The organism is Niabella soli DSM 19437 (assembly GCF_000243115.2).
Taxonomy (GTDB): Bacteria; Bacteroidota; Bacteroidia; order Chitinophagales; family Chitinophagaceae; genus Niabella; species Niabella soli.
The window spans coordinates 1,184,106-1,210,079 of record NZ_CP007035.1 but is presented as its reverse complement, the minus strand read 5'-3'; the positions used below and the strand labels follow the sequence as shown (position 1 = coordinate 1,210,079).

Below are 25,974 nucleotides of genomic sequence, written 5' to 3'. Positions count from 1 at the left end.
ATACAAAAAAATACCAGGGCCGACAATTATTTTTATCCGGCGGCAGGGAGCACCTATGAGTTAACTCATCAAATTGACCAGATCAGCATTGAAAAAATTTCTCCGTTTTATTCTGCATCTCAGTAGAAAAAGAATCAGCCACGATGAAGTTTAGCAAGGCGGAAATAAATGAACTGAATGTTTTTACAGGGTTTGTCGTCTAACAGGTAATTACAATTATGAAAAAATATCCACGCTCAATTCTTGTAGCTACTAATCATTTAAAAGACCTGGGGGGCTCGGAAACGTTCGCCTATACGTTGATCGGGGAGTTAAAACGGCTCGGTTTCGAGGTGGAATACTTTACCTTTTATAAAGGCCTGGTATCGGATAAAATCGAAAATGATCTTGGTGCCGGCTTTATGTCAAAGAAAAAATATGACCTGATATTGGCCAATCACAATTCCTGCGTCAAATACCTTGTAAACCGGGGCTTCATTATCCAAACCTGTCATGGTGTTTTCCCCGAGCTGGAACAACCCTCTTCCTATGCGCATAAACATGTTGCTATTTCAAAGGAAGTACAGGAACATCTTCAGCACAAACACATAAAAAGCAAGATCATTTTGAATGGTATTAACCTGGAGCGCTTCAAAGCTGCCGTCCCGCTGCAATCCGAGCTGAAGACGGTTTTAAGTCTTTGCCATTCAGATGAGGCCAACCAAATGATAGCAGCTTCAGCACGGGAACTGGGTGCGGCATTTATTTATCTGAATAAATATGAGAACCCCGGTTGGAACGTTGAGCAACTCATAAACCAGGCAGACCTGGTGGTAGGTGTGGGGCGCTCTGCCTACGAAGCGATGGCCTGCGGCCGGCCTGTAGTTATTTTTGACAGCCGCTCTTATTACCCTGCCTGCGGCGATGGATACGTGAAAGAAATACTGGAAGAAAGCATTTTGAAAAATTGCTCGGGACGGTATTATGGGCATTCGTTTACGATACCCGCATTAACAGCAGAATTGAAAAAGTTTAAGAAAGAAGATGGCGCTTTTTTCAGGGAGTTTGCGCTAAAAAATCTGAATATCACCAATAGCGTACTGGAGTATATCCGGTATTTTGGAGAACGGCAGCCGCTGAGTTTAAAAAGGGGCTGGCTTTGGGCGAAGCGATTGATAAAGGGACCGGCATTGCGGAAGCGAATGATAAAGAGGTATGAGCTGGAAGCGGGGATTTGAAATAAGAAATAAAAAATTAGAAATGAGGAAGCGGAGGTGCTGAAGAGGTTAATAAAACCGTTTTTACAAAATAATGTTCAGGGAATACAGGCAGTTGCGGCTCTTTTTCAAACAGTCCGAAAACCGTGCTTCCGCTGCCGGTCATTAAAGTAAAAGCGGCGCCGCATTGTTGAAGCGTTTCTTTGATCTGCTTTATTTCAGGATATTCATTGAAAACCACACTCTCAAAATCATTGGTAACAAGACCTACCCATTCCGTTACCGGAGTTAGCACCGCTTCTTTTAATGAAACTGCAGGAGAAGCGGGTGTAAGCTGTCTGAACGCCCAGGGTGTACTGATGTGGATGCCCGGGTTTACGATAACGCCGTAATAGTTTTTCAGATCCAACGGCAGGGGTGCTAATGCTTCTCCGCGGCCGGTGGCATAACAGGGCTGGTTGATCACAAAGAACGGACAGTCACTGCCTAATTCGAGCGCTGCATGCAGCAGTTGTTGCCGGGTTAACTGCAGTCCGAAAAACTGGTCCAGGGCTTTTAGCGCAGTAGTGCCGTTGGCGCTTCCGGCGCCCAGGCCGGCACCCACAGGAATATTTTTTAAAAGATAAAAAGCTACCGGGGGAAGGTCGGGGAATTGTTGTTTTAAGAGCGCATAGGCTTTCCAAACAATATTATGTTCTTTCGTTCCGGGGATGGGATGCCCGTATAAATGAAGGGATGTTACTTCAGCCGGGATCAGTTCCAATACATCATAAACCGGAAGCGGATAAAAAATAGTTTCGATATCGTGATACCCATCTGGGCGTTTGCCCGTAACATGCAGCCCCAGGTTTATTTTACAATTGGAAAAAAATACCACGGGTTTACTTTATCTGTTTGTCCGGCTGTTGATTTCATCGCGAATGGCAATAGCGCGGATATAGTCTTCATTTTCGAGCACTTCATTCAGCAGGTGATGCAATTCTTCAAGGCTCATCGTTTTCAGGTCATCCCGGTTCGATTCTGTGGTGGTGGCCCCAACGGCTTCCTCCCGGGTTGCCTTGGGTTCTCCCTTTTCGTCCATTACAATGCCCGCCATTTCTAATATATTCTCATAAGTATAAATAGGACATCCGAAACGTACCGCCAGGGCAATCGCGTCGGATGTCCGGCTATCGATCTCAACCGTATCATGCTCTGAAGAACAGATGAGTTTGCTAAAAAAAATACCTTCCTGCAGATCAGAAATAATGATCTCGTGCAACTCAATATTAAACGCTACCAGGAAATTTTTCATCAGGTCATGCGTTAAAGGCCTGCTGGGATTCATTTTTTCCAACGCCACTGCAATGGCCTGTGCTTCAAATCCCCCGATCACGATGGGCAACCGGCGCAACCCGTTCACCTCACCCAGCACTACTGCATACGAATGGGTTTGGGTAATGCTGTGTGACAAGGCTACTATTTCTAACTCAATTTTTTTCATACATCCCGGAATCTGGATACAAGGTAATTAAGGAGCAAATATAGCTTTTTCAGCGCATTTCCTTGTACGCATTTATCAGTCCTGTGGTACTGCTGTCGTGCCCCGTTACAGGCGCATCGCCTTCCAATGCAGGCAGGATCTTACTGGCCAGTTGCTTTCCGAGCTCAACGCCCCATTGGTCAAAACTGAAAATATTCCAGATAACACCCTGCACAAAGATCTTATGCTCATAGAGCGCGATCAGTTGACCCAATGTGAACGGCGTGATCTTTTTAATAAGAAAGGAGTTGGTGGGCCGGTTGCCGGCGAAAACCTTATAAGGAGCCAGCCGATCAACCGCTTCTTTTGATAGTCCCGATTGTTTCAGCTCGTCTTTTACTTCCTTCAATGTTTTTCCTTTCATCAGTGCTTCTGTTTGTGCAAAGTAATTGCTCAATAGTTTCTGATGATGATCGCCCAGGGGGTTATGGGTTTGCGCCGGCGCAATAAAATCACAGGGGATAAGCGGCGTTCCCTGGTGAATGAGTTGGTAGAACGAATGCTGCCCATTGGTGCCGGGTTCTCCCCAGATGATCGGACCGGTGGCATAAGTAACATTCTTCCCGGTACGGTCAGTGCTTTTGCCGTTGCTCTCCATGTTGCCTTGCTGGAAATAAGCCGGAAAGCGGTGCATATACTGATCATAAGGCAGGATGGCTTCTGTTTGTGTTCCGAAAAAATTAGTGTACCAGAGCCCGATCAGGGCCATAATAACCGGGATGTTTTTTTCAAAAGGAGTGGCTTTGAAATATTCATCTGTATCGTACGCTCCTTTTAACAACTGCTCAAAATTATGATAGCCGATAGTAAGCACGATCGACAGGCCAATAGCAGACCACAGCGAATAGCGGCCGCCCACCCAGTCCCAGAACTCGAACATGTTTTTTACATCGATCCCGAATTTTTTTACTTCGGTGGCATTGGTGCTTAACGCCACGAAATGTTTGGCTACAAACTTTTCATCCTTCGCTTTTTTTAAAAACCAGTCGCGGGCAGAATGTGCGTTCGTCATCGTTTCCTGCGTGGTGAAGGTTTTGGAAGCGATCAGGAATAAGGTTGTTTCCGGGTTGAGCTTTTTTAGTGTTTCCGCAATCTGCGAGCCGTCTACATTGGATACAAAATGCGCTTCGATTCCTTTTACAGTATAAGGTTTTAATGCTTCGGTAACCATAAAAGGGCCCAGATCGCTACCGCCGATCCCAATGTTTACGATCGTTTTTATTTTTTTGCCGGTATAGCCCAGGTGTTTACCCGTATGTACTGCATCGGCAAATGCTTTCATTTTCCGCTGCACTTTACGCACTTCCGGTAGCACATTTTCGCCCCGGCTCTCAATAACATCTTTCCCAAAATAACGCAGCGCAGTGTGCAGTACGGAACGGTGCTCCGTTTTATTAATGATCTCTCCTGAAAACATTGCTTTTATACCATCAGCCACTTTTGATTCTTTGGCAAGATCGAAAAGGAGCTCCAGTGTTTTATCCGTGATCCGGTTCTTTGAATAATCAAAGAGAATATCGCCATGACGCAACGTGTATTTTTCAAAGCGCTGTTCATCTGAAGCAAAGAGATCGCGCATGTGCACGTTTTTCATTGTTGCAGCGTGTGCAGCCAGCTTTTTCCAGCTTTTTGTTTTAACGGGAGATTGGGTGGGTAACATATTGCTTAATTTAAAATTGTAGTGATTGGATTTTCTGAATGACGGCGGCAACCATCGCTTCCGTAACATCAAGATGCAATACAAAACGTACGCGGTCAGGGGCTACAGCATGGCAAAGGATCGATGCGTTTTTCAATTGCGCTACCAGTTCCTTTGCCGTAGTATTTTTTGTTTCGAATATAATAATATTTGTTTCCACCGGCAGCACCGTTTGCACGAACGGGCAGTTGTATAACACTGCTGCTATTTGTTTTGCATGGAGGTGATCGGTTGCCAGGCGTTCAATATTATGATCCAGTGCATAAACTGCAGCAGCAGCCAGGTAGCCGGCCTGCCGCATACCGCCACCCAGGATCTTGCGTACGCGCCGCGCTTTTGCAATAAAGGCTTCTGTGCCCAGTAATACGCTCCCAACAGGGCATCCCAGGCTTTTAGAAAAGCACACGGAAATACTGTTGAACAGGGCGCCATATTGTGCCGGTGTTTCATTTTTGGCAACCAGCGCATTGAATAACCGCGCTCCGTCGAGATGAAAGGCAAGCTTGTTGTTGTCACAAACGGAACGGATCTTTTTTAACTCCTCAAAATCATAACAGCTACCCCCGCCACGGTTGCTGGTGTTTTCTATACAAACCAGCCGGCTGGGCGGTTTATGCAGGTCGTTTGGGTTTATTGCATTTTCCACCTGCGCTGCATTGATACGCCCCCGGTCACCGGCCAAAAGGCGCACGGAAGCGCCGGAATTAAAGGCGATGCCCCCGGCTTCATACTGATACACATGGGCGTCGGCATCGCAAATAACCTCATCTCCCGGTTGCGTGTGGCACTTGATAGCGATCTGGTTGGTTTGGGTACCGCTGGAGCAGAATAGTGCGGCTTCCATTCCAAAAAGGGCCGCGCATTGAGCTTCCAGTTCATTTATAGCCGGGTCTTCTCTGAAAACATCGTCGCCCGTTTTTGCCTGCACCATAGCCTGCAGCATTTCGGGGCCGGGACGCGTAACCGTGTCGGATCGTAAATCTATCATATGAGGTTCAAATTTAGGATTTTGTGGTTAGCCGGGGCGGAAAAATCATTTCGCCTCAAACAATTTAATATGGGGCCGGGAAGACGGTGAGGCGGCAAGTAAAACAATCCCTTCCCGTATTTCCGGCTTACCGGCTAGCATTCCAATGATCATATTGTGCATTTTTTAACACAGAAAAGCTATTTTTGTCGATAACTTGTAGCGGATATCTACAACATTTTTCAGCCATTAACGTTTAATGGTGGAATGCTTAATTTTATGGGTCGTGGTTATAACGGCGATGATATATTTTCTGACGAATTATTACAGTTAAAAATGGCTTTATTTCAAAAAGGGAAAAAAATAGTTTTAGCTTTTACTTTTGGGATGGTATTTTCAGCAGTTGCGCAGGCACAAACAGCTTATTCTGCTCCCGCTGCCTCTTATGGCGCGTTTTTCGAGTCCCAGATCAATAGTAAGAATCCCCGGGAATCTTTTCAGCGTAAAGGGGAATATCTTAAAAGTTTATTTAAGTTAAAGGGGCTCGACTGGCCGGCGCGGTATGTGTATATCCGGGCCTTTAAATACGACAGCCAGTTGGAAGTTTGGGTAAAAAATTCTATAAAGGATGAATACAAACTTTTAAAGATTTATAAGATCTGTGCGTTGGCAGGGTCTCTGGGTCCAAAGCGTTTTGAAGGCGATTACCAGGTGCCGGAAGGCTTCTATTATATTAATGAATTTAATCCCAACAGCAATTATTATCTTTCACTGGGACTGAGTTACCCTAATGTGTCAGACAGGATCTTGTCTGACCAGGGTAAGCCCGGCGGCGATATTTTTATACACGGCGGCTGTGCGACTGTGGGTTGTATCCCTATCAGGAATGACCAGATCGATGAATTATATATAATCGCTTTAAGCGCCAAAAGCGCGGGACTGGATTATATACCGGTGCATGTATTCCCGATCAATTATACCGTTAAAAAAAGCTACGATTTTTTGAACAAGGCGTTGGAGAACAACCCTTCCTACAAAGCCCTGAACGTAAAACTGGAGCAGGCATTTGAATACTTTGAACAACATAAAGAGTTGCCGGTAGTGATGACCCGTGATAATGGAGAATACGTGGTAAATGATGCCCCTCCGGTACCCGAGCGGTTTCTACCCAAGCAGCGTCCTAAATCAAAATTTGTTCCCACGCACCGAAAGATTGATCACGTCGCGGACGTAGTGGCTAAATGGCCCGAATACCCTGGCGGGGCTACGGCTTTTGCTGATTACCTGAAGAAGGTGGGTGCCGATGCAACTAAAAACCTGCCCGACGGCGTGACGGGGGGATATGTGCAGTTGGAATTTATTATTGATACGGATGGCCGCCCGGTTAACTTTAAAGTATTGAATGGTATTGACGACTATGTTGATAAAGAAGTAATTGCCGAAATGGAAAAAATGCCCACCTGGTCGCCTGCGTTGCGACTGGAAAAGCCCGTAGCAAAGAAGATGATCCAGACGGTTGCCGTTGGGGGAGAATAAATCAACGTCATTTCGAACCTGATGCCAGGAAGGTGAGAAATCCCGTTCTTTAACACTGAGACCCTTCACTTCATTCTGGTTGACGATAAAAACAATGACTGAATGTTGTCATAGCGTAAGGCTATCGATGCAATACCCGGATATTTTTTACTGTTTGCTGTTTTACCAGTAATTCTTTTTCATTAACATATTTATTCAACGCTTCCGCATCGTAGTGACGGATCGTAGTCAGGGTAAGGCCCGGCGTAACATGTACGTCAAAGAGCCCGGCTGCAGCCGAAGAGAATTTTGCAATTTTATCTTCCCAGTTATCAAAAGCAAAGGTCAGACTGATCGCTCCGTTCTGGGTGAGCGTAGGCCGCAGGGAGTGTTCATTAAACCATTGATACAACTGATAAGCATGCGCATCGCCCACAAAAGCAAAATCTTTTGTTTTTAACTCCATCATTACCTGGTTGCGTTTAATCACAATTATCGGGGGCAGGTTTTTGGTGATCGTATTATGAATTATAGTTCCGGGCAGTGCTGCATCCAGGAAACATTTTACATAAAGCGGGATGTTTTTATTTTGTAAGGGCTTTATTGTTTTGGGGTGAATAACCTGGGCGCCATAATAAGCCATTTCAATTACCTCGCTATAACTGAGCGAGGGCAGGGGTACTGCATCCGGGATTTCTTTGGGATCGGCATTCATTACATTTTGGACATCTTTCCAGATGGTCAAACTTTCCGCATCCAGCAGGTTGGCAAACAGCGCAGCCGAATAGTCGCTTCCTTCCCGGCCCAGGGTGGTGCTTTCGTTTTCGTCGGTAGCCCCGATAAAGCCCTGGGTTACGATCCATTTTTTATTTTTGATCAAGGGTAAAACCTGTTCTTCAATGTTTTTTTGAGTAAAGCTGAGCTCGATATTAGCATCCCTGAAATTATCATCCGTCCGGAATATATCGCGCACATCGATCCATTCGTTGGTAATGCCGCGCTCGTTTAAATAAAAGCTCACAATGCAGGTGGAAAGCAATTCCCCAATGCTTACAATTTGGTCGTAATAGTAATCGTATTCTCTCACTGGTTGGTCGTGCAACAACCATTCGACCTCGGTAAAAAAATCTTTCAGCCGGGCTTCGCAGGCCAGGTAGTGGGTAACCAAAAGATACTTGGCAACAGTGATATGTTGTTTTTTTATTTCCTCAAACAACTGCAGGGCAGCGTCCTGTTTGTTTTCAAAAAATGCCTGCGCCACTTTTTCGAGGGCGTTGGTGGTTTTGCCCATGGCGGAAATTACAATCACCAGTTCGGGCTCGCTGCATCTTTCCAGGATACCGGCAACATTAGCTACCCGCTCCGCACTGTTCACAGATGCCCCCCCGAATTTATAAACCTTCATGCTGTATAAAATTTGGCAGCGAAGGTCGTTTATTTTTGTTTTACCGCAAAGAGGCGGACGCGCGAAGGTTTTGTTGAGGAGGGTTTAACCGCAAGGACCAAGACGCAGAGCGGTTATTCGGGAAAGTTCCCCGAATCTTAGCACCATGGCGCCTTAGCGGTTAGACGATATTAAACAATTCTTTATCCAATTCCCAACTTCTTTGTAGTTTTAGCGCATGGCAATTCCGATTATTACTGTGAGCAACCTGGTAAAGGATTATGATAATTTCAGGGCGGTGAAAGGCATCTCTTTTGAAGTGCAGGAAGGAGAGATTTTTGGTTTATTAGGCCCCAACGGTGCCGGCAAGTCCACCACATTAGAGATCATAGAAACCCTGCGCAAAAAAACTTCCGGAACGGTTACAGTGGCCGGCTTCAATCTTGATGAACGCCCGGATGAAATTAAAAGTATCATTGGTGTGCAGTTACAGGCCAGTGGTTATTATCCCGGGTTGAGTCTTTTGCAACTGGTAGACCTTTTTGCGGGCCTGTACAACCAGCAAGTGAATGCGATGGAGTTGCTGAAAACCGTGAATCTTGAGGAAAAAGCCAAAGCAAAATTTAAAGATCTCAGCGGTGGTCAAAAACAGCGTTTTTCTGTTGCTACCACACTTATTAATAAACCCAAAGTTGTTTTCCTGGATGAGCCCACAACCGGACTGGATCCGCAGGCCCGGAGAAATCTGTGGGAGCTGATCAGGAAGATAAATGGGGAGGGCACCACGGTGATCATCACCACCCATTATATGGACGAGGCGGAGTATCTCTGTAACCGGATCGCCATTGTGGATTCGGGGGAGATCGTTGCATTGGATACGCCTGATAATCTTATCGATCACCTGGTGGCATCAGGGTTCGAACGCCCGAAACAGGTGAAAAAAGCCAACCTGGAAGATGTGTTCATTCAACTTACGGGAAAGAACCTGAGGGAGGATTAAGAACGCAATTTTTCGTAACTTCGAGTTAGTTAAAAACAGCATTTATGCCAGTGACCCTACAAAACTCAAATTTGAATGAACAGCAGATGCTGATGTTACGGCTGCTTACAAACCCGCTTTCTGAACGCGACTTTGCCCAGGTAAGACGGTTTATTGTAAAACTACTGGCCAAACAAATAGATAGCGCGGTTGACAAGTGGGAGCAGGACAATAATGTTACTGAAGAGACCTATGAGAAATTAAGTCGAGAACATTTCCGTTCCAAGCCTTTCTGAAAAGTTTTTAACCCTACTTACACGAGCATTTTAGTTACAAGACTGTTTCGACCTGCCTATGTCGAAAATGAGAGCCCAATCATTCCCATTTCAAATATTTTTTGAAAAAAGGCAACAGATCGGTGTAAACGCGCCCGTCCATTCCGGAAAGCCGGTCGGAGTGACCGCCCAGATAAGCTTCCGCAAAATGCTTTACACCCAGCTTTTCGAGTTTCTTACTAAATTCGAGACAGGTCCCTGGTACATGCCTCGCCAGATCATTTCTGCCCCAGTCTATTTTTAAACCGTTTAATGTTTTTAGCGCATCCGCGTAACGATCCAGCATTTGGGTAGGCAAATGCTCGTTCCATTCTTTTATAACGATTGAATCGGTTTTTGCTACATCATCAGAATAGGTGACCGGCATGTCCGTATAAAAAGGAGGGTGTTTTAAGTTGGGAGAAAAACTGCGTCCAAGATCCACGAGAACCAGCGCTCTGCCGTCCCGGTTCAGTTCATCAATATGCTGCGCTTTTTGTATTGCCTTAAAATCGGGGAGTTTTGTATTGGTGCTATCCGACCAGTTTAATACCGCAGGTGTCATCGCATAAACAGCGCCAAAAACCCGGGGATAAAGCATGGCTACTTTTAATGCCCCATGCCCGCCCATGGAAATGCCAGACAAGCCGCGGCTGTTGCGGCTGGGAATGGTGCGGTAATGCTGGTCAACATAGGTAACCACATCTTTTGCTATAAAATCGGTCCAGTTGCCCGTTAACGCAGAATTGGTATACCAACTGCCTTTATAGGTCGTGTTGGCATCCGGCAAAACCAATATCACAGGCGGGATCTCTTTGTTAGCAATAGCCGCATCTAAAAGCTGATCGAAATGTATATCAAGCATCGTGCTGCTATCGGTCCATACCATTCCGTGTAAGAAATAGATGACAGGGTAGCGGATGGCTGATTGTTGATATTCCGGCGGTAAATAAATCGTCAAATGACGGCTGGAAGCCTCACCGGCCGGATTGCCGGTAATAGAGGGTGCTTTGAATTGCACACGCACCACTGTTCCTTTTTTCGGAGTCGTTTTTACTTGTGCATTAGAGTAACCGCCATACAGCGCCAATAGCAGCAGTATATAAAGCCGGGTAGTAAATAAAGCCATTCTTATGTGTTGATTCTATATCTTTGAAAGGTATCTTCGTCTTTCGAAACTATTGAATAGATATGAGTCTGCAAAACAAATTAAGAGATTTTATGAGCAACAAAATTGAAGCCCAGAAAGAGGCCGGTAGAAAATTCCTGGAGGAAAATAAAGTAAAAGAAGGCATAACGGTATTGCCCGAAGGGATCCAGTATGAAGTAATTAAAGAAGGTAGCGGTAAACAACCCGCAGTAAGCAATTCTGTAACGGCCCACTACCGCGGTGCATTGCTGGACGGAACAGAATTTGATAGTTCCTTTAAGCGCAACCAGCCTTTTACAGCTCCGTTGAAGGCCCTGATCAAGGGGTGGCAGATCGCAATCCCGCTGATGAAGGAAGGAAGCCACTGGCGGCTGTGGATCCCGTCGGATCTTGCTTACGGCGACAGGGGCGCGGGCAGTGACATTCCGGGGGGTGCAACGCTGTTGTTTGAAGTAGAGTTGCTGCAGGTGCATTAGTAGTTGAAAGGTTTATAAGTTTAAAAGTTGATAAGGTCGTGATCGAGAATCAATATCCTATTGGTAAGCTGGAGGAGCGTGTGTTTACCGATACCGTAAAGCAGGAATGCCTGGGCGCGATCCGGTATTTGCCCAATATGCTGGAAGCGGCTATTACTAATTTGGATGAAGCCCAATTGCAAACATCTTACCGCAAAGGCGGCTGGACGGTGCATCAGTTGGTGCATCACGTTGCCGATAGTCATTTAAATGCCTACACCCGGTTTAAACTGGGCCTGACGGAAGAAAACCCCGTTATCCGGCCCTACGATGAAGTGGCCTGGGCCGAATTAAATGATGTACGCAATTTGCCGGTTAATATTTCGGTGACCTTATTGTATGCCTTACACGCAAGGTGGCATGAAGCAATAAAGGATTTGTCTGATCAGCAATGGAGCCGAACGTTGGTCCATCCGGCAACGGGTGTGGCCCGTCCGCTTTCTTATTACGTGCAACTATACGCCTGGCATGGGAAACATCATGTAGCGCAAATCAATTATTTAAGAGAAAAAAGGAAATGGAAGACTTGAAATGGAAGACACTGTCTTCGGAATATTTGTTTAAAGACCTCTGGTTTACGGTTCGCAAAGACCGTTGCAAAACACCGCAGGGAAAGATTGTGGATCCATACTATGTATATGAGTTTCCTACCTGGGTAACGGCTTTCGCGCTTACTGAAGAGAACCAGGTGCTGCTTGAAATGCAGTACCGGCATGGGTTGGGAGAGACGCATTACGAGATCCCGGGCGGGTGTGTTGATGACACGGATGCCAGCCTGGAGGCGGCCATTAAAAGAGAATTGAAGGAGGAAACCGGGTACGAGTTTTCAAAATATGAATACCTGGGCAAAACCTGTGCGAATCCCTCCACCAACAATAACTGGATGCATATGTTCCTGGCCACCGGTGGTAAAAAGACGGGGGAACAGCAACTGGATCCTAATGAAGAAATTCACATAGAACTGGTGTCGATGGAGCATTTTAAAGAACTATTCCGGAAAAACCAGTTTGTGCAGTCGATGCACGTAACCTGTATGCTGTATGCCTTACAGCGATTAGGCGAACTGAAAGTATAACGCTAATAAAAAAACGCTCCGGGATGGAGCGTTTTTTTATTAATTTTTTGAAAGTTTGATCAGATTGATAAAATCATCAAATAAATACCTTGAGTCATGCGGCCCCGGTGTGCTTTCAGGGTGGTATTGAACGGAAAATGCGGGTTTGTTTTTCACCCGGATCCCTTCAATGGATTGGTCGTTAAGATTGACATGGGTTATTTCCACCAGTTCTGAACCTTTTATAGAATCCGGATCAACGCCAAAGCCATGATTCTGAGTAGTTATTTCGGATCTGCCTGTAATTAAATTTTTAACCGGGTGGTTTAAGCCGCGGTGCCCGTGGTGCATTTTAAAGGTGGAAATACCGTTGGCCAGCGCCAGTAACTGGTGCCCCAGGCAGATGCCGAACAGTGGTTTTTCTTCTTTCAGGATCTGCTGCATCTGGTCAACAGCGTAGTCCATTGCCGCCGGGTCGCCGGGCCCGTTAGATATAAAATAGCCATCCGGGTTAAAGGCTTTTACTTCCTCCAGGGGTGTTTTTGCCGGGAATACTTTTACAAAAGCGCCCCTGTCGGTCATGCATTTAAGAATGTTTCTTTTGATTCCGTAGTCCATCACCGCAATGCGGATAGGAGCCTGCGGATCACCTTCCTCGTAAACCGTTTTTGTAGATACTTTTGACGCCAGCTCCAGTCCGTCCATAGAAGGCACTTCCGCAAGCCGTTTTTTCAGTGCTGAAATATCGAAAATCTCAGAAGAGATAATACAGTTCATCGCGCCCTTTGTACGCACATGGGTAACCAGGGCCCTGGTATCCACATCATGTATCGAAACAATATTGTTCTTTTTTAAATAAGCGTCCAGTGAGCCCATTGCGCGCCTGCGGGAATAGTTTTCGTTCAGGTTTTTTGCAATCACGCCGAGGATCTTTACGCTGTCGGACTCCACATCTTCATCAATTACTCCATAATTACCCACATGTACCGCGTTCATGATCACGATCTGGCCATAATAACTGGGGTCCGTAAAAACTTCCTGGTAGCCGGTCATGCCGGTATTAAAACAAATTTCGCCGGTGGTAGTGCCGATGGCGCCAAAGGCTTTACCGGTACAAACGGTTCCATCTTCCAGAAGTAAAATTGCGGGAGCTTGAGTATCAGACATTTATTTTTTTTGGAGGTTTAAAAAATCAGGCAAAGATAGGGTGAAAAGTTGATAAGTTGAACGGTTTAAAGGTTGAAAAGTTAACCTGCTATCCATTTTACTTTCTCATTTCCTTAACCACGAGGTCCCTCTCTTCGTTCGGAATGACGGCCCTGTTGATAGTTTTTCATTTCTCTTTCCGCCTGCACGGGCTCCCTCCCCGGCTACGCAGGTGTCGGGATGACGCCGGTTTCATCAGTTTATTATTTCCACATTCTCAAATTTTCAAATTTCCTCCCCCATAGCGCCCTGTTTCATTTTTGCGGCCATTTCATGCCCCAGGTACCGTTCGATCCAGTTATGCACCCAATAAATGACCGGGGTCATAACGATCGCAATAATGGATTTGTAAATGTAATTGCCCACGCAAATGCTGAGCACCAGTTTCAGGCTCCAGGGCTCCCCCTGGTTGGAAGAGACGCGCGGCCCAATATAAAAAGCTATAAATAATACTACAAAACTATCCACCAGTTGCGAGATCAGCGTGGAGCCGGTAGACCGTAGCCAGATGGCCTTTTCACCGGTTATTTTTTTGATCCGGTGAAAAGAAGCTACGTCGAGTATCTGCCCCAGGAGAAAGGCTCCCAGGGAGCCCACAATGATCCAGGAACCCTGGCCCAGCATCACCCGGTAGGCATAATCTGCGTTCGGTACATGGTTCTTTACATAATTATGCACCCAGAAATCGGCAGGGGTAAGGAATATGGCTCCCTGGAACATTATAAAGGTATACGCGATTAAACCCGCAGCTAGGAACGATAGAAAACGAACCCCTTTCATGCCGTAATACTCGTTGATAATATCGGTCATAATAAATACCACCGGCCACAAGAGCACGCCTGCCGTAAGATTGAAGGAAAAGTAGTTGCCCAGGATACTTATGTTCAAAGGGGAAATGCCTAATGTTCGTTCCAGCGAAAATATTTTTACGCCAACCACCTCGGCAATGATGGCATTGGCTACAAAAAAAGTTCCCAATAAAATATAAAGCCGGGTAGGTCTATGCCTGATGATAGTATGGATCATTGATACAAAAAATATAAGCAAAAATAAGCAGCAAGCAAATTACATTGAAAACAATCAGCCAGCGCGGTACAACAGTGCCCGGTTTTTTACCTGCAGCCCAACTGATCAGATAAAGGACATTGATGAGCGGTATCATAACCAGCCCCAAGGCGTACCCCGCAGTAATTACCGTAGAACTGACGGTTTCATTGTGGTTCCAGGCCTTAAACAATAAGGAGAGCGCCAGGATGACCATTATGCCGCATAAAAAGGCGACTCGCGATAAAAATATTAACCACCGCATAAGCTAATTTCTTGTAAAATAGCATTATTTTGCCCACTTTAGAAAATGGATTCTTAGTATTGGTTACTGGTTTCTGGTTACAGGTTACTGGATGTGATCTCTTTTATATGGGGTGCTATTTTCAATATCAGGTATCCTATATCCAGTATCCAGTATCAAGCATCCAGTATCCAGAATCGGGCATCAAAAAACAAAGCATGAAAAATAGTTGGTTAAAAAGTAGTATTCCCCACATCATAGCGGTTGTTATTTTTGTTGTGGTTGCGCTGATCTTCTGTAAGCCGGTGCTGGAGGGCAATGAATTACAGCAACATGATATTGTTGGCTGGAAGGGCGCAGCACAGAACGCTTTTGAAGTAAAAGAAAAAACGGGAAAGATGCCTTTATGGAATACAACGCTGTTCAGCGGGATGCCCAATTACCAAATCGCGATGGAGGGAAAATCGGTGCTGCCGGATCTTACAAAAATTTTTGGGCTGGGATTGCCTGTGCCGGCTAACTTTTTCTTTATAGCCTGTATTTGTTTTTATATCCTTGGACTTGCGTTGGGCCTGAACCCATTTGCTGCTGTGTTGGGGGCGTTGGCTTATGGATTTTCCACTTATAACCCCGTCATTATTTCCGCCGGTCATAATACCAAAATGCTTGCCATCGGTTTTATGCCCTTATTGCTGGCGGGCATCCTGCTGATCTTTAATAGACGCTACTGGATCGGGTTGGCTGTAGCGGTATTGGGCGCTTACCAGGAATTGATGTCGAACCACCCCCAGGTGAACTATTACTTTTTTATAATCGCAGGCTTCATCACCTTGTTTTATACGGCACAATGGATCCGCGAAAAAGATTTTAAACAAATCGGTATTGCGGTAGTGCTCTGTGGCGTTGCTGCCGGGGTGGGACTCGGGGCTTATTATTTAACCTATGCCACAACAAAAGAATATACAGAATATACCATGCGCGGGGGGAAATCCGTGGAAATACAGGGAGACAAGGTTACAACTGTGAATACAAAGGGGCTTGATGACAGCTACGCTTTTTCTTATAGCATGCGTTTGTCCGAACCGCTTGTAATGTTGATGCCGGATGCTTATGGAGGAAGCAGCGCTTCACCGTTAAAAGAAAGCAGCCAGGAAAAAATGGTTGAGCAATTAACGGCATTGGGAAATCCGCAATTAAATGCGGTCGCTCCGCAAATGGTGGCGCAGATGCCGGGGTATTGGGGTGGTATGGCCAAGCCGGGCGAATCAACCTCGGGCCCTCCCTACATGGGTGTCCTTGCTGTACTGTTGGCTTTGATCGGCTTTGTTATATTGAAAGGGCCATTAAAATGGGGTTTGCTTGTAGCATCCGTACTGGCTATTGTGATGAGCTGGGGGGGCTATTTTGCCGATTTTAACGGAATCTTATTGCATGACCTGCCCTTGTATAATAAATTTCGCGCGCCTTCAATGGCGTTGGTAATACCGCAGCTTACGTTTATTGTAATGGCTGTGCTAACGGTACAACGAATCTTCTTTGCCCCGGATGGTAAGGCTTTTTTGGAACAAAATTTTAAAAAGGTACTGTATACGATGGGAGGATTGATCGTTTTAATAGCACTGATTTATTTGGGCCAATCCTATAACTCAGGCTATGACGAGCTGATCAGTGGTCAGTTGCCGGATCAGATCAAAACGATTATCATCGGTGGAGCGAAGCAGGAGCGCCAATCTGTATTCGGAGCGCAGCTTTTAAGAACGCTTTTGTTCGCTGCTGTATTATTGGCAATACTGTACCTATATATGAAAAACAAATTGAAACCGGTTGTTGCCACTGTTGTGCTGGGACTCATTGTGTTTATTGATTTGTGGGCTATTGATAAAAAATACCTGACAGATGAGAATTATGTTCCTAAAGAGGAAGTAGTAGCCCGGAGCTTTGTAAAAACACCGGCCGATGATCAGATTTCGCAAGACAAAGATCCGCATTACCGGGTGTTTGATGTAAACGGAATGAATGATAACCACGCCGTATATTTCCACCGTTCGGTACTGGGGTATCACCCGGCGAAGCTGCGTATTTATCAGGATATTATTGAACGCTATTTTGGCCAGCAACCGCCACAGGACCTGTTGAATGCCTTAGATGTTAAATATATTATTACCCAGAATCAACAGGGACAACAGTCCGTTATTCCCAATCCGGGAGCATTTGGCGCGGCATGGTTTGTAAAGGGGCTGAAACCGGAAGCGAATGCTGCCAGCGAACTACAGGCGGTCGGGGCTACGCATTTAAGAGACACCGCAATCGTGCCACAGGCCGCCGTTGCCGCTATCGGTGCTATACAAGCGGATACCACGGCCACTATTACATTGACAAAATATACCAACGACGCTATCGAATACAACGCGAACAGCGCAACACCTCAATTCGCTGTGTTCAGCGAAGTATATTATCCTGCGGGTTGGGTGGCTACTATTGATGGTAAGGAAGCGGCCATTATAAAAACAGATTATTTTATGCGCGGGTTGGTTATACCGGCGGGTAAACATAAAGTTCAGTTTGCATTTGAACCGGCAACAGTAAAAAGAGGAATCACTGTTTCTTATATCAGTTCTATTTTGGTTGTAATCCTGGTATTGGGTGGTTTCGCCATGCAATGGTGGGTAGATAAAAATAAAAAAAACAAGACGGCAGCTTGATAAAAATTGCTTCTTTAGTTTCCTACAGGATTGTTCCACCGGTTACGGGGGGAGAAAAGGGGATCTATTATTTTTTGCAAAGTCTTGGTGAGTTTGCCGCTCTTTCTTGTTTTACCGTTGAGGAAAATAAACCGCTTGCCGGCGGAAACATAAGCGTATTGCCGGTTTTGGGAACTTCGAAAGCAGCATGGCGCTACGCCAACCCCTTTTTGTTCTTTAAAATTAAAAAGGCGTGTAAGAAACTTGGCATTAACTGTCTGGTTATTGAACATCCATATTACGGTTGGCTGGGGGCCTTATTGAAATATTTTGCTGGTATTAAGCTCATAGTTCATTCGCATAATATTGAAAGTACGCGGTTCCGGACCCTTGGAAAAAGGTGGTGGCGACTGCTGTTTCATTATGAAAAATTCACCCACCGGAAAGCGGCGCTCAGTTTTTTTATTTCAGCCAGCGATCAGCAATTCGCTATTCAAAATTTTGGGTTACTTCCTCATAAAACAATGGTTTGCACCTATGGTATACCGGGGCTGCAACCCACACCTGAAGCAGACAAAAAAACAGCAAAACAACACATCCTGGAGCAGTACCAATTGGAAGGGGAAACAGTCCTGTTACTGTTTAACGGCACTCTGAGTTATCAACCGAACCTGGACGCGGTAAAGGAAATTGTTGAAAAGATCAACCCGCTGTTGCAAAAACAATCGTTGCCCAATTATAAGATAATTATTTGCGGCAAAGGATTACCCGATTCCTTTAACAACCTCGAAGCCTATAAAGATCAGGATGTGATCTATGCCGGTTTTGTTGATGATATCAAGCTCTATTTTGATGCGGCGGACGTTTTTATCAACCCGGTCACGGATGGGGGCGGTATCAAAACAAAGCTGATAGAAGCATTGGCGGCCAATGCGCGGGCAGTTTCTTATGCCTCTGGTGCCATTGGCGTGGATGCATTTCTTACCGGCGGCAATATGAAAATTGTGGAGGATGGGAATGCTACGGCTTTCGTGAGCGCACTAACAGGAATACTTGCCCGACAAAAATCCGAAACACCGGCTGCTTTCTTTGATCATTTTAACTGGCGATCTATTACTAGGAAAGCCGCTGAAGCAATTGAAAGACTTTTATGATAAGGCTATATTTCTCACAGATTGCACGGATTTTCACAGAAGGGTTTTAAAATCCGTGCAAATCTGAGAAATCTGTGAGACCTTTTTTAGCAGTTGAGGGCGTTTGGTGAAGCTTTTCCCTTGTCAACATCTAAACTTTTCAACTTGTCAACCGGCCCTAGAGCATCTTATAAAAATAAGGCCGGTTGGCGATGATCCTCGGGGTCAAGCTCAGGGCTTTAAAAACATTTTTGACGTAGCCCAACCATTCCTTCCATTCTTTTTTTACGCCCGGAGTCAGCACCAGGCTTTTTAGCACCACTATGAAAAAATAAACGGGGATATTAAATAGATGAATGGCCTGGTGGAAGACGTACCACCCAATGCCGTACTGTTTCCGGAACCCCAGGAAATTCGACACCATAATCTGCAAACCCTTTTTATCGGAATAATCCCGGTAGCCTTTTCGCTTTGAGTTAAAGACATCTTTGGAGGAACCGCCCTCCAGGTGATAAATATTCAGGTCCCCGTAAATACAAAGGGCTCCCAGTTTTTTTAACCTGCTGCACCATTCCGATTCTTCCGAATATAAGAAGAAGTCTTCATCCATTAACCCGGCTTTTTCAATGGCGCTTTTCTTTACCATTAAAAAAGCACCGTTGATCCAGTCCACTTCAATGGTACTCGTAGCTTCAGCGATATTTGTTTTTTTTACGCCCGATCCAACAGCTATCCGGCGGATAAGCTCGCCTGTGTACGGAAGCGTCATCAGGTAGTTCAATCCGCCTTTCATAAAAAAATTACCCGATATCTGCGGTGAACCATCTTCATTCAACAATTGTACACCACAGGCAATAAAACGGTCGTTGTTAAACCGGTCGAAGCAGGTGGAAATGGCGTTGTTGTTATTAACCGTATCTGAATTGAGCAATAAAACAATTTCACCTTTTGAAAGCCGGATGCCCTGGTTATTAGCACGCGCAAACCCGCTGTTATAGCCCATCTGGAACCATTGCACCTGCGGGTAAGCCTGCCTAATGAGTTGTTCGCTATTGTCTGCCGAATCGTTGTCCACCACAATAACTTCAATAGCATCCGCAGTGCCGGCATAGATACTTTGCAGGCATTGCACCACCAATTGCGGGGTTTTATAATTAATGATTATGATCGAATAACGCATGAGTAGTTACGAAAGTATTGGTTTTTTTGTTGCTTTCAAACAGCCGTCGGAACGAAGGCGTAAATTAAAAAGCAGCCACGAATCCTCCATAGGCGGACACAGTTCCATTGTTTTGCATCGCAGCGTGATTTAAGGATACAACGAAAATGATCCATGCAGATCTGCGGTCAAAAAGGTTTCCCGCGTTCCGATAAATCGGAAGCAGACTTTCGCAGAAGAAGGAAGTATAATCCGCGCCGCGCCGATGGCTCCCGATTTATCGGGATGCGTGAATCTGCGGGCCAAAAAATACTTTTTATTTACGTCTAATCTACGCGCCCATGGCGCTTATAAATAAATTTGCGCAGTCTCCCTGGCAAGTGCTTAGATCTTATTTCTGTTGCATAAATAATGCAGAAACATCAGGGATTTTGATACAATTCCCTTTTTTAATAATTTTTTTGGAATCCGGTTTTGCCAATGGATCATACTTTTATAAAGGGGCAGTTCCGGCCCGGTATATCCATATTGATAAAAAGTCTGAAACCCTGTGATCCCAAAATTGCGGATAAAGCGCCAATGGTAATCGTATACCAGCAGATGTTTCAGGGAATGCAGGCCCGCCTTTTTAAGCAGCAGAAAATGCTCGGGGATCTCAACTGCCGGATCGTTCTTCACTGCCGCGGTTACCTGTGTGCTGCCCATGCCCACATTGATCAGCCGTTCGGGAATATATACTGTTTTATTGCCTTCCATGCGCCGGATGTACATATCAATATCTACCAGCCACTTCATACGGTTGTCATAAATATGCTTTCTATCATTGGGGTGCATTACCACCGTAGGGGGGCCGATACAATTACTTGCCCAAAGATTCAAAGGGAACTGGAGGACCCTTTTCAAACGAGATAAGGAAGGATAAACGGCCTTGCTGGCGCCATTATCGTATGCATTATTATAAGCGCTGAAAATAAACGCTCCGGGATGTAACCGGGCTTGCTCCGCAAAAATTCCCAGCGCCGCAGGGGTGGCAAACCAGTCGTCATCGTGCATCAGCTTGATCCATGTTCCGCTGGCTTTCCTTATGCCTTCATTCCAGTTTTCCGGCGTGCCCAGGGCAGGAATGTTGCGCTGGTAGCGAATGGGTATTTTTCCGGAATAAGTTGAAACGAGCTGTTCGACGGCATCCGTGTTGCTGTCGTCTGTGACAATAACTTCAAAATCCCTGAACCCCTGTATTGCAATGGAATCCAGCAATCGTTTTAAACGATCAGCCCTGTTATAGGCAGGAATACAAATGGAGATAAAAGGATGCATGGAACCGCTAAAATAGACAGATTATTAATTGATCTTGCCAAAAGCGAAAGCTTTTCTAAGCTTTTCAGTGTTTTAGTGGCAATAAAATCAACTATAAAGCCTTAAAAGCACAAAAGTATATGCTGTACAGACTTATATTTGTGGCCACACAAACCGGTTTTTGTATGAGAACGATCCATGAAATATTTGAAAATTATTCCGGCCCGCTTTTAAATAAATGGGATAATTATATCGATATATATGATTTTTATTTTTCCAAATTCAGGGGAAAGGAGTTGGTGTTCCTGGAAATAGGGATCGCACATGGAGGCTCCATCCAGTTCTGGAAGGAATATTTTGGAGAAAATATTAAGATATATGCGGTTGACGTAAATCCGCAAAGCAAAAAATTTGAAGGCGATAATGTAAAGGTGTTTATCGGATCACAGGAAGACCCGGTGTTCCTGGAACAATTAAAGAAAGAAGTTCCCCCGATTGATATTTTATTGGACGACGGCGGGCATACGATGAAACAGCAGTTGACCACTTTTAATGTATTGTTTGATCATGTAAAAGAGGATGGCATTTATGTGTGCGAAGACCTGCATACTTCGTATTACAGAACCTATGGGGGCGGACTAAAACGAAAAGGGACCTTTATTGAATTTGCCAAAACGCATATCGACAGCCTCCATGGCTGGTTTGCCAACAAGAAACAAAAAGCGCAGATGATGGATCAGATCACTACATCCGTCTGGTCCATCCAGTTTTATAATTCTATTGTGGTGTACCTGAAAAAGCGGATCAAAAAACCTGAAAATACATTTAAAGGGGATGAAACCGTTACTATTGGTGATTATGCGGCTTTTGGGCAAACGCCTACTATTACCGGGAGGTTGAAAAAAATATTTAGGAAAAAGAACTGATCAATTAGTCTTTGTGGCCAGGGTAAACAAATGAAAGGGGGCAAATTCCCGGGTCATGTCCACCTTAAAGCCGCAGTAATTTAACAATTGTCCAATCAGCTCAAAAGAGAACACATGATGGTGCACGCATCTGTTTGTGTAATTGTTTTGCGTCCGGTCAATAAGCGCAGCTTTTGTTTGTTCCCGGTCTTTCGTCAGATCGTGCAAACGGATCACCTCGTCAAAGTGAGTTGCGTCCTGTTCGGTAATGCCGTTTCGATAATCCTGCAATAAATGTTCAAAGGCAGTGTAGGGGCGGTTATGATCGAATGTGTACCGTTTGTCGGGCAGGATCAGGCAAAGTCTGCCGCCGGGTTTTAATACGGCATTCCACCGTTTAAGCGCCTGTACCGGGTTGGCAACATGCTCTAAACTATGGCAGGATAATAAAAAGTCATAATGATTGTCTGGCACAGATGCCAATGCCGCCGCTTCATCGATGTATTGATGGCCTTTGGGCCGGTTTGCGCTGTATTGATAAGAATCTCCCTCTTTTATGTTTCCTTCCCAAACGGTAGTATTACTAAAATTAACACCGTCTATTTTACCGGCATACAGGTATACCGGGAAAAAGGAGCGCAGATCAAAGGGCTTGCTGGGGCCGCCGATCTCAATACCTGTTTGTCCTTTAAAGGTTTTGGCCGCATCAATAGTAGCCCGTTTAAAAGGATTTTTTAACCAGGAGATGCGCGTAATTAAAGATTCTTTCCCGTTCATACCGGCAAAATAAAAACTTTAAATGAAAACGAATTGATATTTTTGAAAGGATAGCCGGGAAGATCGGGAAGGCGTGGAAATCTTATTTTCAGTTTTTGCACACCGCCTTCCCGATCTTCCCGGCGAAGAAATCTAAAATATAGGAATGAAGCTCGCAGCAGTTACGATTACTTATTTTCCTGACGCAGCAGTGCTGGATAATATCAGCACTTACCTGGATCGTGTTGATCGACTGTATATTATCGACAACAGCGAACCTGCGCATGTTTTTCCTCCGGAGATTTATGCGCATCCAAAAATTACCATTATTGCAAACGGGATCAACCGGGGGATAGCCGCGCCACTCAATGAAGCGGTGGCGCTGGCGATAGCGCAGGGCTATGACTGGCTGCTTACGATGGACCAGGATTCTCATTTTGCAACGGAAGAGCTGACCCGGTATTTACTCCATATCGAAAATTTCCCCGGGAATGAAAAAGTGGCACTATTCGGATTGACCTTTGAAAATAAGCCCGATGTGGCACCCGGCTCGTTTCGTTCTTCGCGGTTATTGATCACTTCTGGCAGTATGGTGAACCTTCCGCTTGCCGGGGCGATTGGTGGCTTTAACGAGCAGTTGTTTATTGACGAAGTGGATCACGAGTATTGTTTTCGCTCCGGGAAAGCCGGATTCGATACAATTCAATTTACTGATGTATATCTAAATCACCACCTGGGTACCAACCAAAGCGCGCGGTCCCTTAAAAATTTTAAAGCAACGCAACGACCACTGCACGCTTCCATCCGGCTGTATTATATGTACCGGAATTTCCTATATGTATCCCGGCAGTATAAATCTTTATTTCCTGAAGAGATCGGTTACCTGAAAAAGGACCTGCTAAACCGGATCAAGAATAATTTTCTTTACGGTAAGAAAAAGGGCGCATTATTGAAAATGCTGCTTCAGGCCCGTTCCGATTTTAAAAACGGAAGAATGGGGAAGAAGTTATAACAGTCCTAGCTGTTGCCAGAGCTGGAAGAAACGCTGATCACCGGGGTAGTATTTCTTTAATGTTTGTGCATAGGAACGGGCGGCTGCAGGGTTGTTTTGTTGAAGATACAATACGCATAAGGCATAATTAATATCAGCGTCAGCGGGAGCTAATTCCAGTGCCTTTTTATATTGCTGTTCTGCCGGGGTGTATTGTTTTTTCTGTTGTAACAAAATGCCGTAATTGTAATACACACGCGGGTTTGCTGACTTCAGGCTGATCGCTTTTTGCAGGCTTTTTTCAACATTATCCGGTTGCTGCAGTTCATTGTAGAGCAGGGCCAGGTTAAAATAAATGCGGTCGTTCTTTGGGTCAATTCTGGCTGCGTCCAGTAAGGTTTGCAGCGCCGCCTGGTTATTGCCTTTAAGATTATATACCGTTGAAAGATTCAGGCGCGCATAATTCATCTGATCGTCTTTTTGCAGGCCTTTCAGGTAAAAAGATTCCGCTTTGTCGTAATTTTTTAGTTTCAGATAATAGTCGGCTGCAATTACATCACCGGCAGAAAAGTCCGTTTGGTATAATACATTTGCTTCCAGTTCCTGCAACGCATTAGTATAAGCCGTACCCAGTCCCGCGATGAGCTCCCGGTCATTAGCGCTTAAAACAAGGTTTGCGGCGGCAATACGCACGGCGCGCACTTTGTCAACAAGCATCGGCTGAATGGCGTCTTTCCATAATCCCGGACTAAAGCTGGAAAGGCCTGTTACCGCACGATACCGTACCTGCGCATCCTTGTTGCTGAATTCCTGTATCAGCGCTGTTGCATTGTTATCTCCCGGTGCATTGGAAAGATATTGAACCGCTGCTGCCTGAACAATAGAAGGGGTGGCTGTATCCTGGATCAACCGCATCAAATGAGCCTGGCTGCCGGCGTCCAGCTTACTGCCCGGGATCAGGTCTTCGGAAAAATGATGAGGTCGGGTCGGGCCAAACCATTTAACTACCGCGTCGGAAGCCCATTGGGCAGACTTATTGGTATGGCAATTATTGCAGGCATTGGGCGTGCCATAGGTTACAGACAGGTCAGGGCGTGGAACGCGGAAGGTATGGTCGTTACGCCAGTCGTTGCCCATGTAATATTTTCCCGGCATATGGCAGTTCTTGCAGGCGGCGCCATCGGTGTTTATCGTGTGAAACGTATGGGAGGGTGCATCGTATTTTTTGTCATGGCACTGCAGGCAAACGCCGTTTCCTGCAACGAGTAATTTACCCGTATGCGGGTTGTGGCAGTTGCTGCATTTAACCCCGCGGTTATACATTTTGCTTTGCAGGAATGAAGTATAGGTGTAGTCCTCATCATTGGCCTGGCCGTCGGCATAAAAATGTTCGGTAGTGGGTATGTCCGGAATATAGTCGTCGAGGATCTCGTTACTGTTCTTCAAGTCCGCACTGATATTGCTTTTGCGCGCATGGCAGGGAAAGCAGGTCTGGATCTGCGCCAACTGGGTACTGTTCTTTGGTGCCCGGAGATAGGAGCCTGCAATATGATTCCCGTTTTTATAGTCACTGCCGTTAACGTAATCAATATGCGATTTTGCGGGGCCATGGCAGGCTTCACAACTTACCGTTAATACGCTAAAGGTGGTATTGTAAGTGTCAGTTTCGGAATTATAATTCTTTTTCAGATTCGTACTGTGACATTCGGCACACATCGTGTTCCAGTTTTGTCCATTGCCCGTCCAGTGCAGCCAGTCGGTTGCCGCAATTTTTTGCCCGGCATATTGTTGAAACCATTTTTTGTCTTTACTGTTCCAGGATTGGCGGGTTGCCTGCATCCTGCCACGATCGAATGCCACCAGGTACTGCTGTAACGGGTAATAACCAAAAGTATATTTTATCTCATAGTCGTGGTTCTGACCATCAGGCCCCTGGGTGTTGATAAAAAACTTTCCGCCTTTTTTGAAAAAGCGGGAGGTAATACCGTCGGCTGTATAGGTTACATTATTGAAGTCGCCCAGCACGGTGGAGTCTGTAGCGGGCTGCATGGCTTTGTAATGGTCGGATAGCTGCCATTGTCCATATTCAGCTTTGTGGCAACTGATGCAGGCCTGGTCGCCCACATACTCGTTAACGGCTTCTTTCCTGTTTGAGGTGGATTGTCCGCAGCGGACCAACACAAGGCTCCCGGAAAAAAATAAGATGATTACACAAAAAACAAGGATCAATTTTTTATTACGCCAGGACATCATCATATACCTGC

Annotated in this window: 24 protein-coding genes; 12 read left to right on the top strand and 12 right to left on the bottom strand. The window is 45.4% G+C overall.

The genetic code is table 11. The features are described 5' to 3' along the window. The first annotated feature begins 218 nt into the window (after positions 1-218). Positions 219-1,217, top strand: coding sequence for a glycosyltransferase (locus NIASO_RS05035; RefSeq protein WP_008582956.1), 999 nt, complete (start codon positions 219-221; stop codon positions 1,215-1,217). Between the two features lie 16 nt (positions 1,218-1,233). Here the strand turns inward: NIASO_RS05035 and ispE are convergent, their stop codons facing one another. The 4 genes from ispE to NIASO_RS05015 are packed head-to-tail and all read right to left on the bottom strand — an operon-like array spanning position 1,234 to position 5,405. Continuing rightward, positions 1,234-2,073, bottom strand: coding sequence for a 4-(cytidine 5'-diphospho)-2-C-methyl-D-erythritol kinase (ispE, locus tag NIASO_RS05030; RefSeq protein WP_008582958.1), 840 nt, complete (start codon positions 2,071-2,073; stop codon positions 1,234-1,236). A 9-nt stretch (positions 2,074-2,082) separates the two neighbouring features. Then, on the bottom strand, positions 2,083-2,679 hold the full coding sequence (locus tag NIASO_RS05025; protein WP_008582960.1) for a bifunctional nuclease family protein: 597 nt from the start codon (positions 2,677-2,679) through the stop codon (positions 2,083-2,085). A 49-nt stretch (positions 2,680-2,728) separates the two neighbouring features. Continuing rightward, positions 2,729-4,378, bottom strand: a complete 1,650-nt coding sequence (gene pgi, locus NIASO_RS05020; RefSeq protein WP_008582961.1) for a glucose-6-phosphate isomerase — start codon at positions 4,376-4,378, stop codon at positions 2,729-2,731. 10 nt (positions 4,379-4,388) lie between these two features. After that, complete coding sequence (locus tag NIASO_RS05015; protein ID WP_008582963.1) at positions 4,389-5,405, bottom strand: threonine aldolase family protein; 1,017 nt, start codon at positions 5,403-5,405, stop codon at positions 4,389-4,391. A gap of 246 nt (positions 5,406-5,651) precedes the next feature. Here NIASO_RS05015 and NIASO_RS05010 point away from each other — a divergent pair, with 246 nt between their 5' ends. Further along, positions 5,652-6,920, top strand: coding sequence for a L,D-transpeptidase family protein (locus NIASO_RS05010; RefSeq protein WP_245605230.1), 1,269 nt, complete (start codon positions 5,652-5,654; stop codon positions 6,918-6,920). Positions 6,921-7,041: 121 nt separating this feature from the next. Here NIASO_RS05010 and NIASO_RS05005 read toward each other — a convergent pair whose 3' ends face one another. Continuing rightward, positions 7,042-8,304: an aspartate kinase gene (locus NIASO_RS05005; RefSeq protein WP_008582968.1), complete on the bottom strand. Its 1,263-nt coding sequence runs from the start codon at positions 8,302-8,304 to the stop codon at positions 7,042-7,044. A gap of 217 nt (positions 8,305-8,521) precedes the next feature. Between NIASO_RS05005 and NIASO_RS05000 the strand changes: the two genes are divergently transcribed. Next, the gene (locus NIASO_RS05000) at positions 8,522-9,283 is read left to right on the top strand and encodes an ABC transporter ATP-binding protein (protein WP_008582969.1); all 762 of its coding nucleotides are present in this window, start codon (positions 8,522-8,524) and stop codon (positions 9,281-9,283) included. 44 nt (positions 9,284-9,327) lie between these two features. Next, positions 9,328-9,558, top strand: coding sequence for a hypothetical protein (locus NIASO_RS04995; protein WP_008582971.1), 231 nt, complete (start codon positions 9,328-9,330; stop codon positions 9,556-9,558). Between the two features lie 79 nt (positions 9,559-9,637). Here the strand turns inward: NIASO_RS04995 and NIASO_RS04990 are convergent, their stop codons facing one another. Next, complete coding sequence (locus tag NIASO_RS04990; RefSeq protein ID WP_008582973.1) at positions 9,638-10,705, bottom strand: alpha/beta hydrolase; 1,068 nt, start codon at positions 10,703-10,705, stop codon at positions 9,638-9,640. Positions 10,706-10,797: 92 nt separating this feature from the next. Here NIASO_RS04990 and NIASO_RS04985 point away from each other — a divergent pair, with 92 nt between their 5' ends. From NIASO_RS04985 to NIASO_RS04975, 3 genes are read left to right on the top strand one after another with little or no spacing between them, the layout of a single operon-like run. Further along, on the top strand, positions 10,798-11,202 hold the full coding sequence (locus tag NIASO_RS04985; protein ID WP_008582974.1) for an FKBP-type peptidyl-prolyl cis-trans isomerase: 405 nt from the start codon (positions 10,798-10,800) through the stop codon (positions 11,200-11,202). Positions 11,203-11,240: 38 nt separating this feature from the next. Continuing rightward, positions 11,241-11,771 (top strand): YfiT family bacillithiol transferase, encoded by a 531-nt coding sequence (locus NIASO_RS04980; protein WP_008582976.1) that lies wholly within the window; start codon positions 11,241-11,243, stop codon positions 11,769-11,771. After that, the gene (locus NIASO_RS04975) at positions 11,759-12,316 is read left to right on the top strand and encodes an NUDIX hydrolase (RefSeq protein ID WP_008582977.1); all 558 of its coding nucleotides are present in this window, start codon (positions 11,759-11,761) and stop codon (positions 12,314-12,316) included. The genes NIASO_RS04980 and NIASO_RS04975 overlap by 13 nt, the downstream gene beginning before the upstream one ends. A 39-nt stretch (positions 12,317-12,355) precedes the next feature. On the opposite strand, the gene carA is transcribed toward NIASO_RS04975, so the two are convergent. Beyond that, on the bottom strand, positions 12,356-13,462 hold the full coding sequence (gene carA / locus NIASO_RS04970) for a glutamine-hydrolyzing carbamoyl-phosphate synthase small subunit (RefSeq protein WP_008582978.1): 1,107 nt from the start codon (positions 13,460-13,462) through the stop codon (positions 12,356-12,358). 264 nt (positions 13,463-13,726) lie between these two features. After that, positions 13,727-14,527 carry a queuosine precursor transporter gene (locus NIASO_RS04965; RefSeq protein WP_008582979.1) on the bottom strand — a complete coding sequence of 267 codons (801 nt, stop codon included), beginning with the start codon at positions 14,525-14,527 and terminating at the stop codon, positions 13,727-13,729. Between the two features lie 122 nt (positions 14,528-14,649). Here NIASO_RS04965 and NIASO_RS20165 point away from each other — a divergent pair, with 122 nt between their 5' ends. The 3 genes from NIASO_RS20165 (at position 14,650) to NIASO_RS04950 (ending at position 18,624) form a co-directional block, all read left to right on the top strand. Then, a complete protein-coding gene (locus NIASO_RS20165; RefSeq protein WP_157547201.1) occupies positions 14,650-14,817 on the top strand; it encodes a hypothetical protein in 168 nt (55 codons plus the stop codon). A 190-nt stretch (positions 14,818-15,007) separates the two neighbouring features. Beyond that, positions 15,008-17,491 carry a YfhO family protein gene (locus NIASO_RS04955; RefSeq protein ID WP_025298723.1) on the top strand — a complete coding sequence of 828 codons (2,484 nt, stop codon included), beginning with the start codon at positions 15,008-15,010 and terminating at the stop codon, positions 17,489-17,491. Further along, positions 17,488-18,624 carry a glycosyltransferase family 4 protein gene (locus NIASO_RS04950; RefSeq protein WP_008582982.1) on the top strand — a complete coding sequence of 379 codons (1,137 nt, stop codon included), beginning with the start codon at positions 17,488-17,490 and terminating at the stop codon, positions 18,622-18,624. Before NIASO_RS04955 ends, NIASO_RS04950 begins: the two co-directional genes overlap by 4 nt. Before the next feature lie 157 nt (positions 18,625-18,781). Here the strand turns inward: NIASO_RS04950 and NIASO_RS04945 are convergent, their stop codons facing one another. Then, positions 18,782-19,783: a glycosyltransferase family 2 protein gene (locus NIASO_RS04945; RefSeq protein WP_008582983.1), complete on the bottom strand. Its 1,002-nt coding sequence runs from the start codon at positions 19,781-19,783 to the stop codon at positions 18,782-18,784. A 363-nt stretch (positions 19,784-20,146) separates the two neighbouring features. After that, positions 20,147-21,079, bottom strand: a complete 933-nt coding sequence (locus tag NIASO_RS04940) for a glycosyltransferase family 2 protein (RefSeq protein ID WP_008582984.1) — start codon at positions 21,077-21,079, stop codon at positions 20,147-20,149. Between the two features lie 164 nt (positions 21,080-21,243). Here NIASO_RS04940 and NIASO_RS04935 point away from each other — a divergent pair, with 164 nt between their 5' ends. Next, positions 21,244-21,984, top strand: a complete 741-nt coding sequence (locus NIASO_RS04935) for a class I SAM-dependent methyltransferase (RefSeq protein WP_168128483.1) — start codon at positions 21,244-21,246, stop codon at positions 21,982-21,984. On the opposite strand, the gene NIASO_RS04930 is transcribed toward NIASO_RS04935, so the two are convergent. Continuing rightward, complete coding sequence (locus tag NIASO_RS04930) at positions 21,985-22,740, bottom strand: methyltransferase domain-containing protein (protein WP_008582986.1); 756 nt, start codon at positions 22,738-22,740, stop codon at positions 21,985-21,987. It abuts the gene before it with no gap. A 145-nt stretch (positions 22,741-22,885) separates the two neighbouring features. On the opposite strand from NIASO_RS04930, the gene NIASO_RS04925 reads away from it, so the two are divergent. Further along, positions 22,886-23,731: a glycosyltransferase family protein gene (locus NIASO_RS04925; RefSeq protein ID WP_008582987.1), complete on the top strand. Its 846-nt coding sequence runs from the start codon at positions 22,886-22,888 to the stop codon at positions 23,729-23,731. On the opposite strand, the gene NIASO_RS04920 is transcribed toward NIASO_RS04925, so the two are convergent. Continuing rightward, positions 23,726-25,966, bottom strand: a complete 2,241-nt coding sequence (locus tag NIASO_RS04920; RefSeq protein WP_008582988.1) for a tetratricopeptide repeat protein — start codon at positions 25,964-25,966, stop codon at positions 23,726-23,728. The genes NIASO_RS04925 and NIASO_RS04920 overlap by 6 nt on opposite strands. Positions 25,967-25,974 lie beyond the last annotated feature (8 nt).

Coding starts and splice junctions, on each gene's coding strand:
- NIASO_RS04940 (WP_008582984.1), bottom strand. CDS start 21,079: ATGCATCCTTTTATCTCCATTTGTATTCCTGCCTATAACAGGGCTGAT.
- NIASO_RS04925 (WP_008582987.1), top strand. CDS start 22,886: ATGAAGCTCGCAGCAGTTACGATTACTTATTTTCCTGACGCAGCAGTG.
- NIASO_RS04920 (WP_008582988.1), bottom strand. CDS start 25,966: ATGATGATGTCCTGGCGTAATAAAAAATTGATCCTTGTTTTTTGTGTA.
- NIASO_RS04975 (WP_008582977.1), top strand. CDS start 11,759: ATGGAAGACTTGAAATGGAAGACACTGTCTTCGGAATATTTGTTTAAA.
- NIASO_RS05010 (WP_245605230.1), top strand. CDS start 5,652: ATGCTTAATTTTATGGGTCGTGGTTATAACGGCGATGATATATTTTCT.
- NIASO_RS05000 (WP_008582969.1), top strand. CDS start 8,522: ATGGCAATTCCGATTATTACTGTGAGCAACCTGGTAAAGGATTATGAT.
- NIASO_RS05025 (WP_008582960.1), bottom strand. CDS start 2,679: ATGAAAAAAATTGAGTTAGAAATAGTAGCCTTGTCACACAGCATTACC.
- pgi (WP_008582961.1), bottom strand. CDS start 4,378: ATGTTACCCACCCAATCTCCCGTTAAAACAAAAAGCTGGAAAAAGCTG.
- NIASO_RS05035 (WP_008582956.1), top strand. CDS start 219: ATGAAAAAATATCCACGCTCAATTCTTGTAGCTACTAATCATTTAAAA.
- NIASO_RS04985 (WP_008582974.1), top strand. CDS start 10,798: ATGAGCAACAAAATTGAAGCCCAGAAAGAGGCCGGTAGAAAATTCCTG.
- NIASO_RS04995 (WP_008582971.1), top strand. CDS start 9,328: ATGCCAGTGACCCTACAAAACTCAAATTTGAATGAACAGCAGATGCTG.
- NIASO_RS04930 (WP_008582986.1), bottom strand. CDS start 22,740: ATGAACGGGAAAGAATCTTTAATTACGCGCATCTCCTGGTTAAAAAAT.
- NIASO_RS04945 (WP_008582983.1), bottom strand. CDS start 19,783: ATGCGTTATTCGATCATAATCATTAATTATAAAACCCCGCAATTGGTG.
- NIASO_RS04965 (WP_008582979.1), bottom strand. CDS start 14,527: ATGATCCATACTATCATCAGGCATAGACCTACCCGGCTTTATATTTTA.
- NIASO_RS04935 (WP_168128483.1), top strand. CDS start 21,244: ATGAGAACGATCCATGAAATATTTGAAAATTATTCCGGCCCGCTTTTA.
- NIASO_RS04955 (WP_025298723.1), top strand. CDS start 15,008: ATGAAAAATAGTTGGTTAAAAAGTAGTATTCCCCACATCATAGCGGTT.
- carA (WP_008582978.1), bottom strand. CDS start 13,462: ATGTCTGATACTCAAGCTCCCGCAATTTTACTTCTGGAAGATGGAACC.
- NIASO_RS05015 (WP_008582963.1), bottom strand. CDS start 5,405: ATGATAGATTTACGATCCGACACGGTTACGCGTCCCGGCCCCGAAATG.
- NIASO_RS04990 (WP_008582973.1), bottom strand. CDS start 10,705: ATGGCTTTATTTACTACCCGGCTTTATATACTGCTGCTATTGGCGCTG.
- NIASO_RS20165 (WP_157547201.1), top strand. CDS start 14,650: ATGAGCGGTATCATAACCAGCCCCAAGGCGTACCCCGCAGTAATTACC.
- NIASO_RS05005 (WP_008582968.1), bottom strand. CDS start 8,304: ATGAAGGTTTATAAATTCGGGGGGGCATCTGTGAACAGTGCGGAGCGG.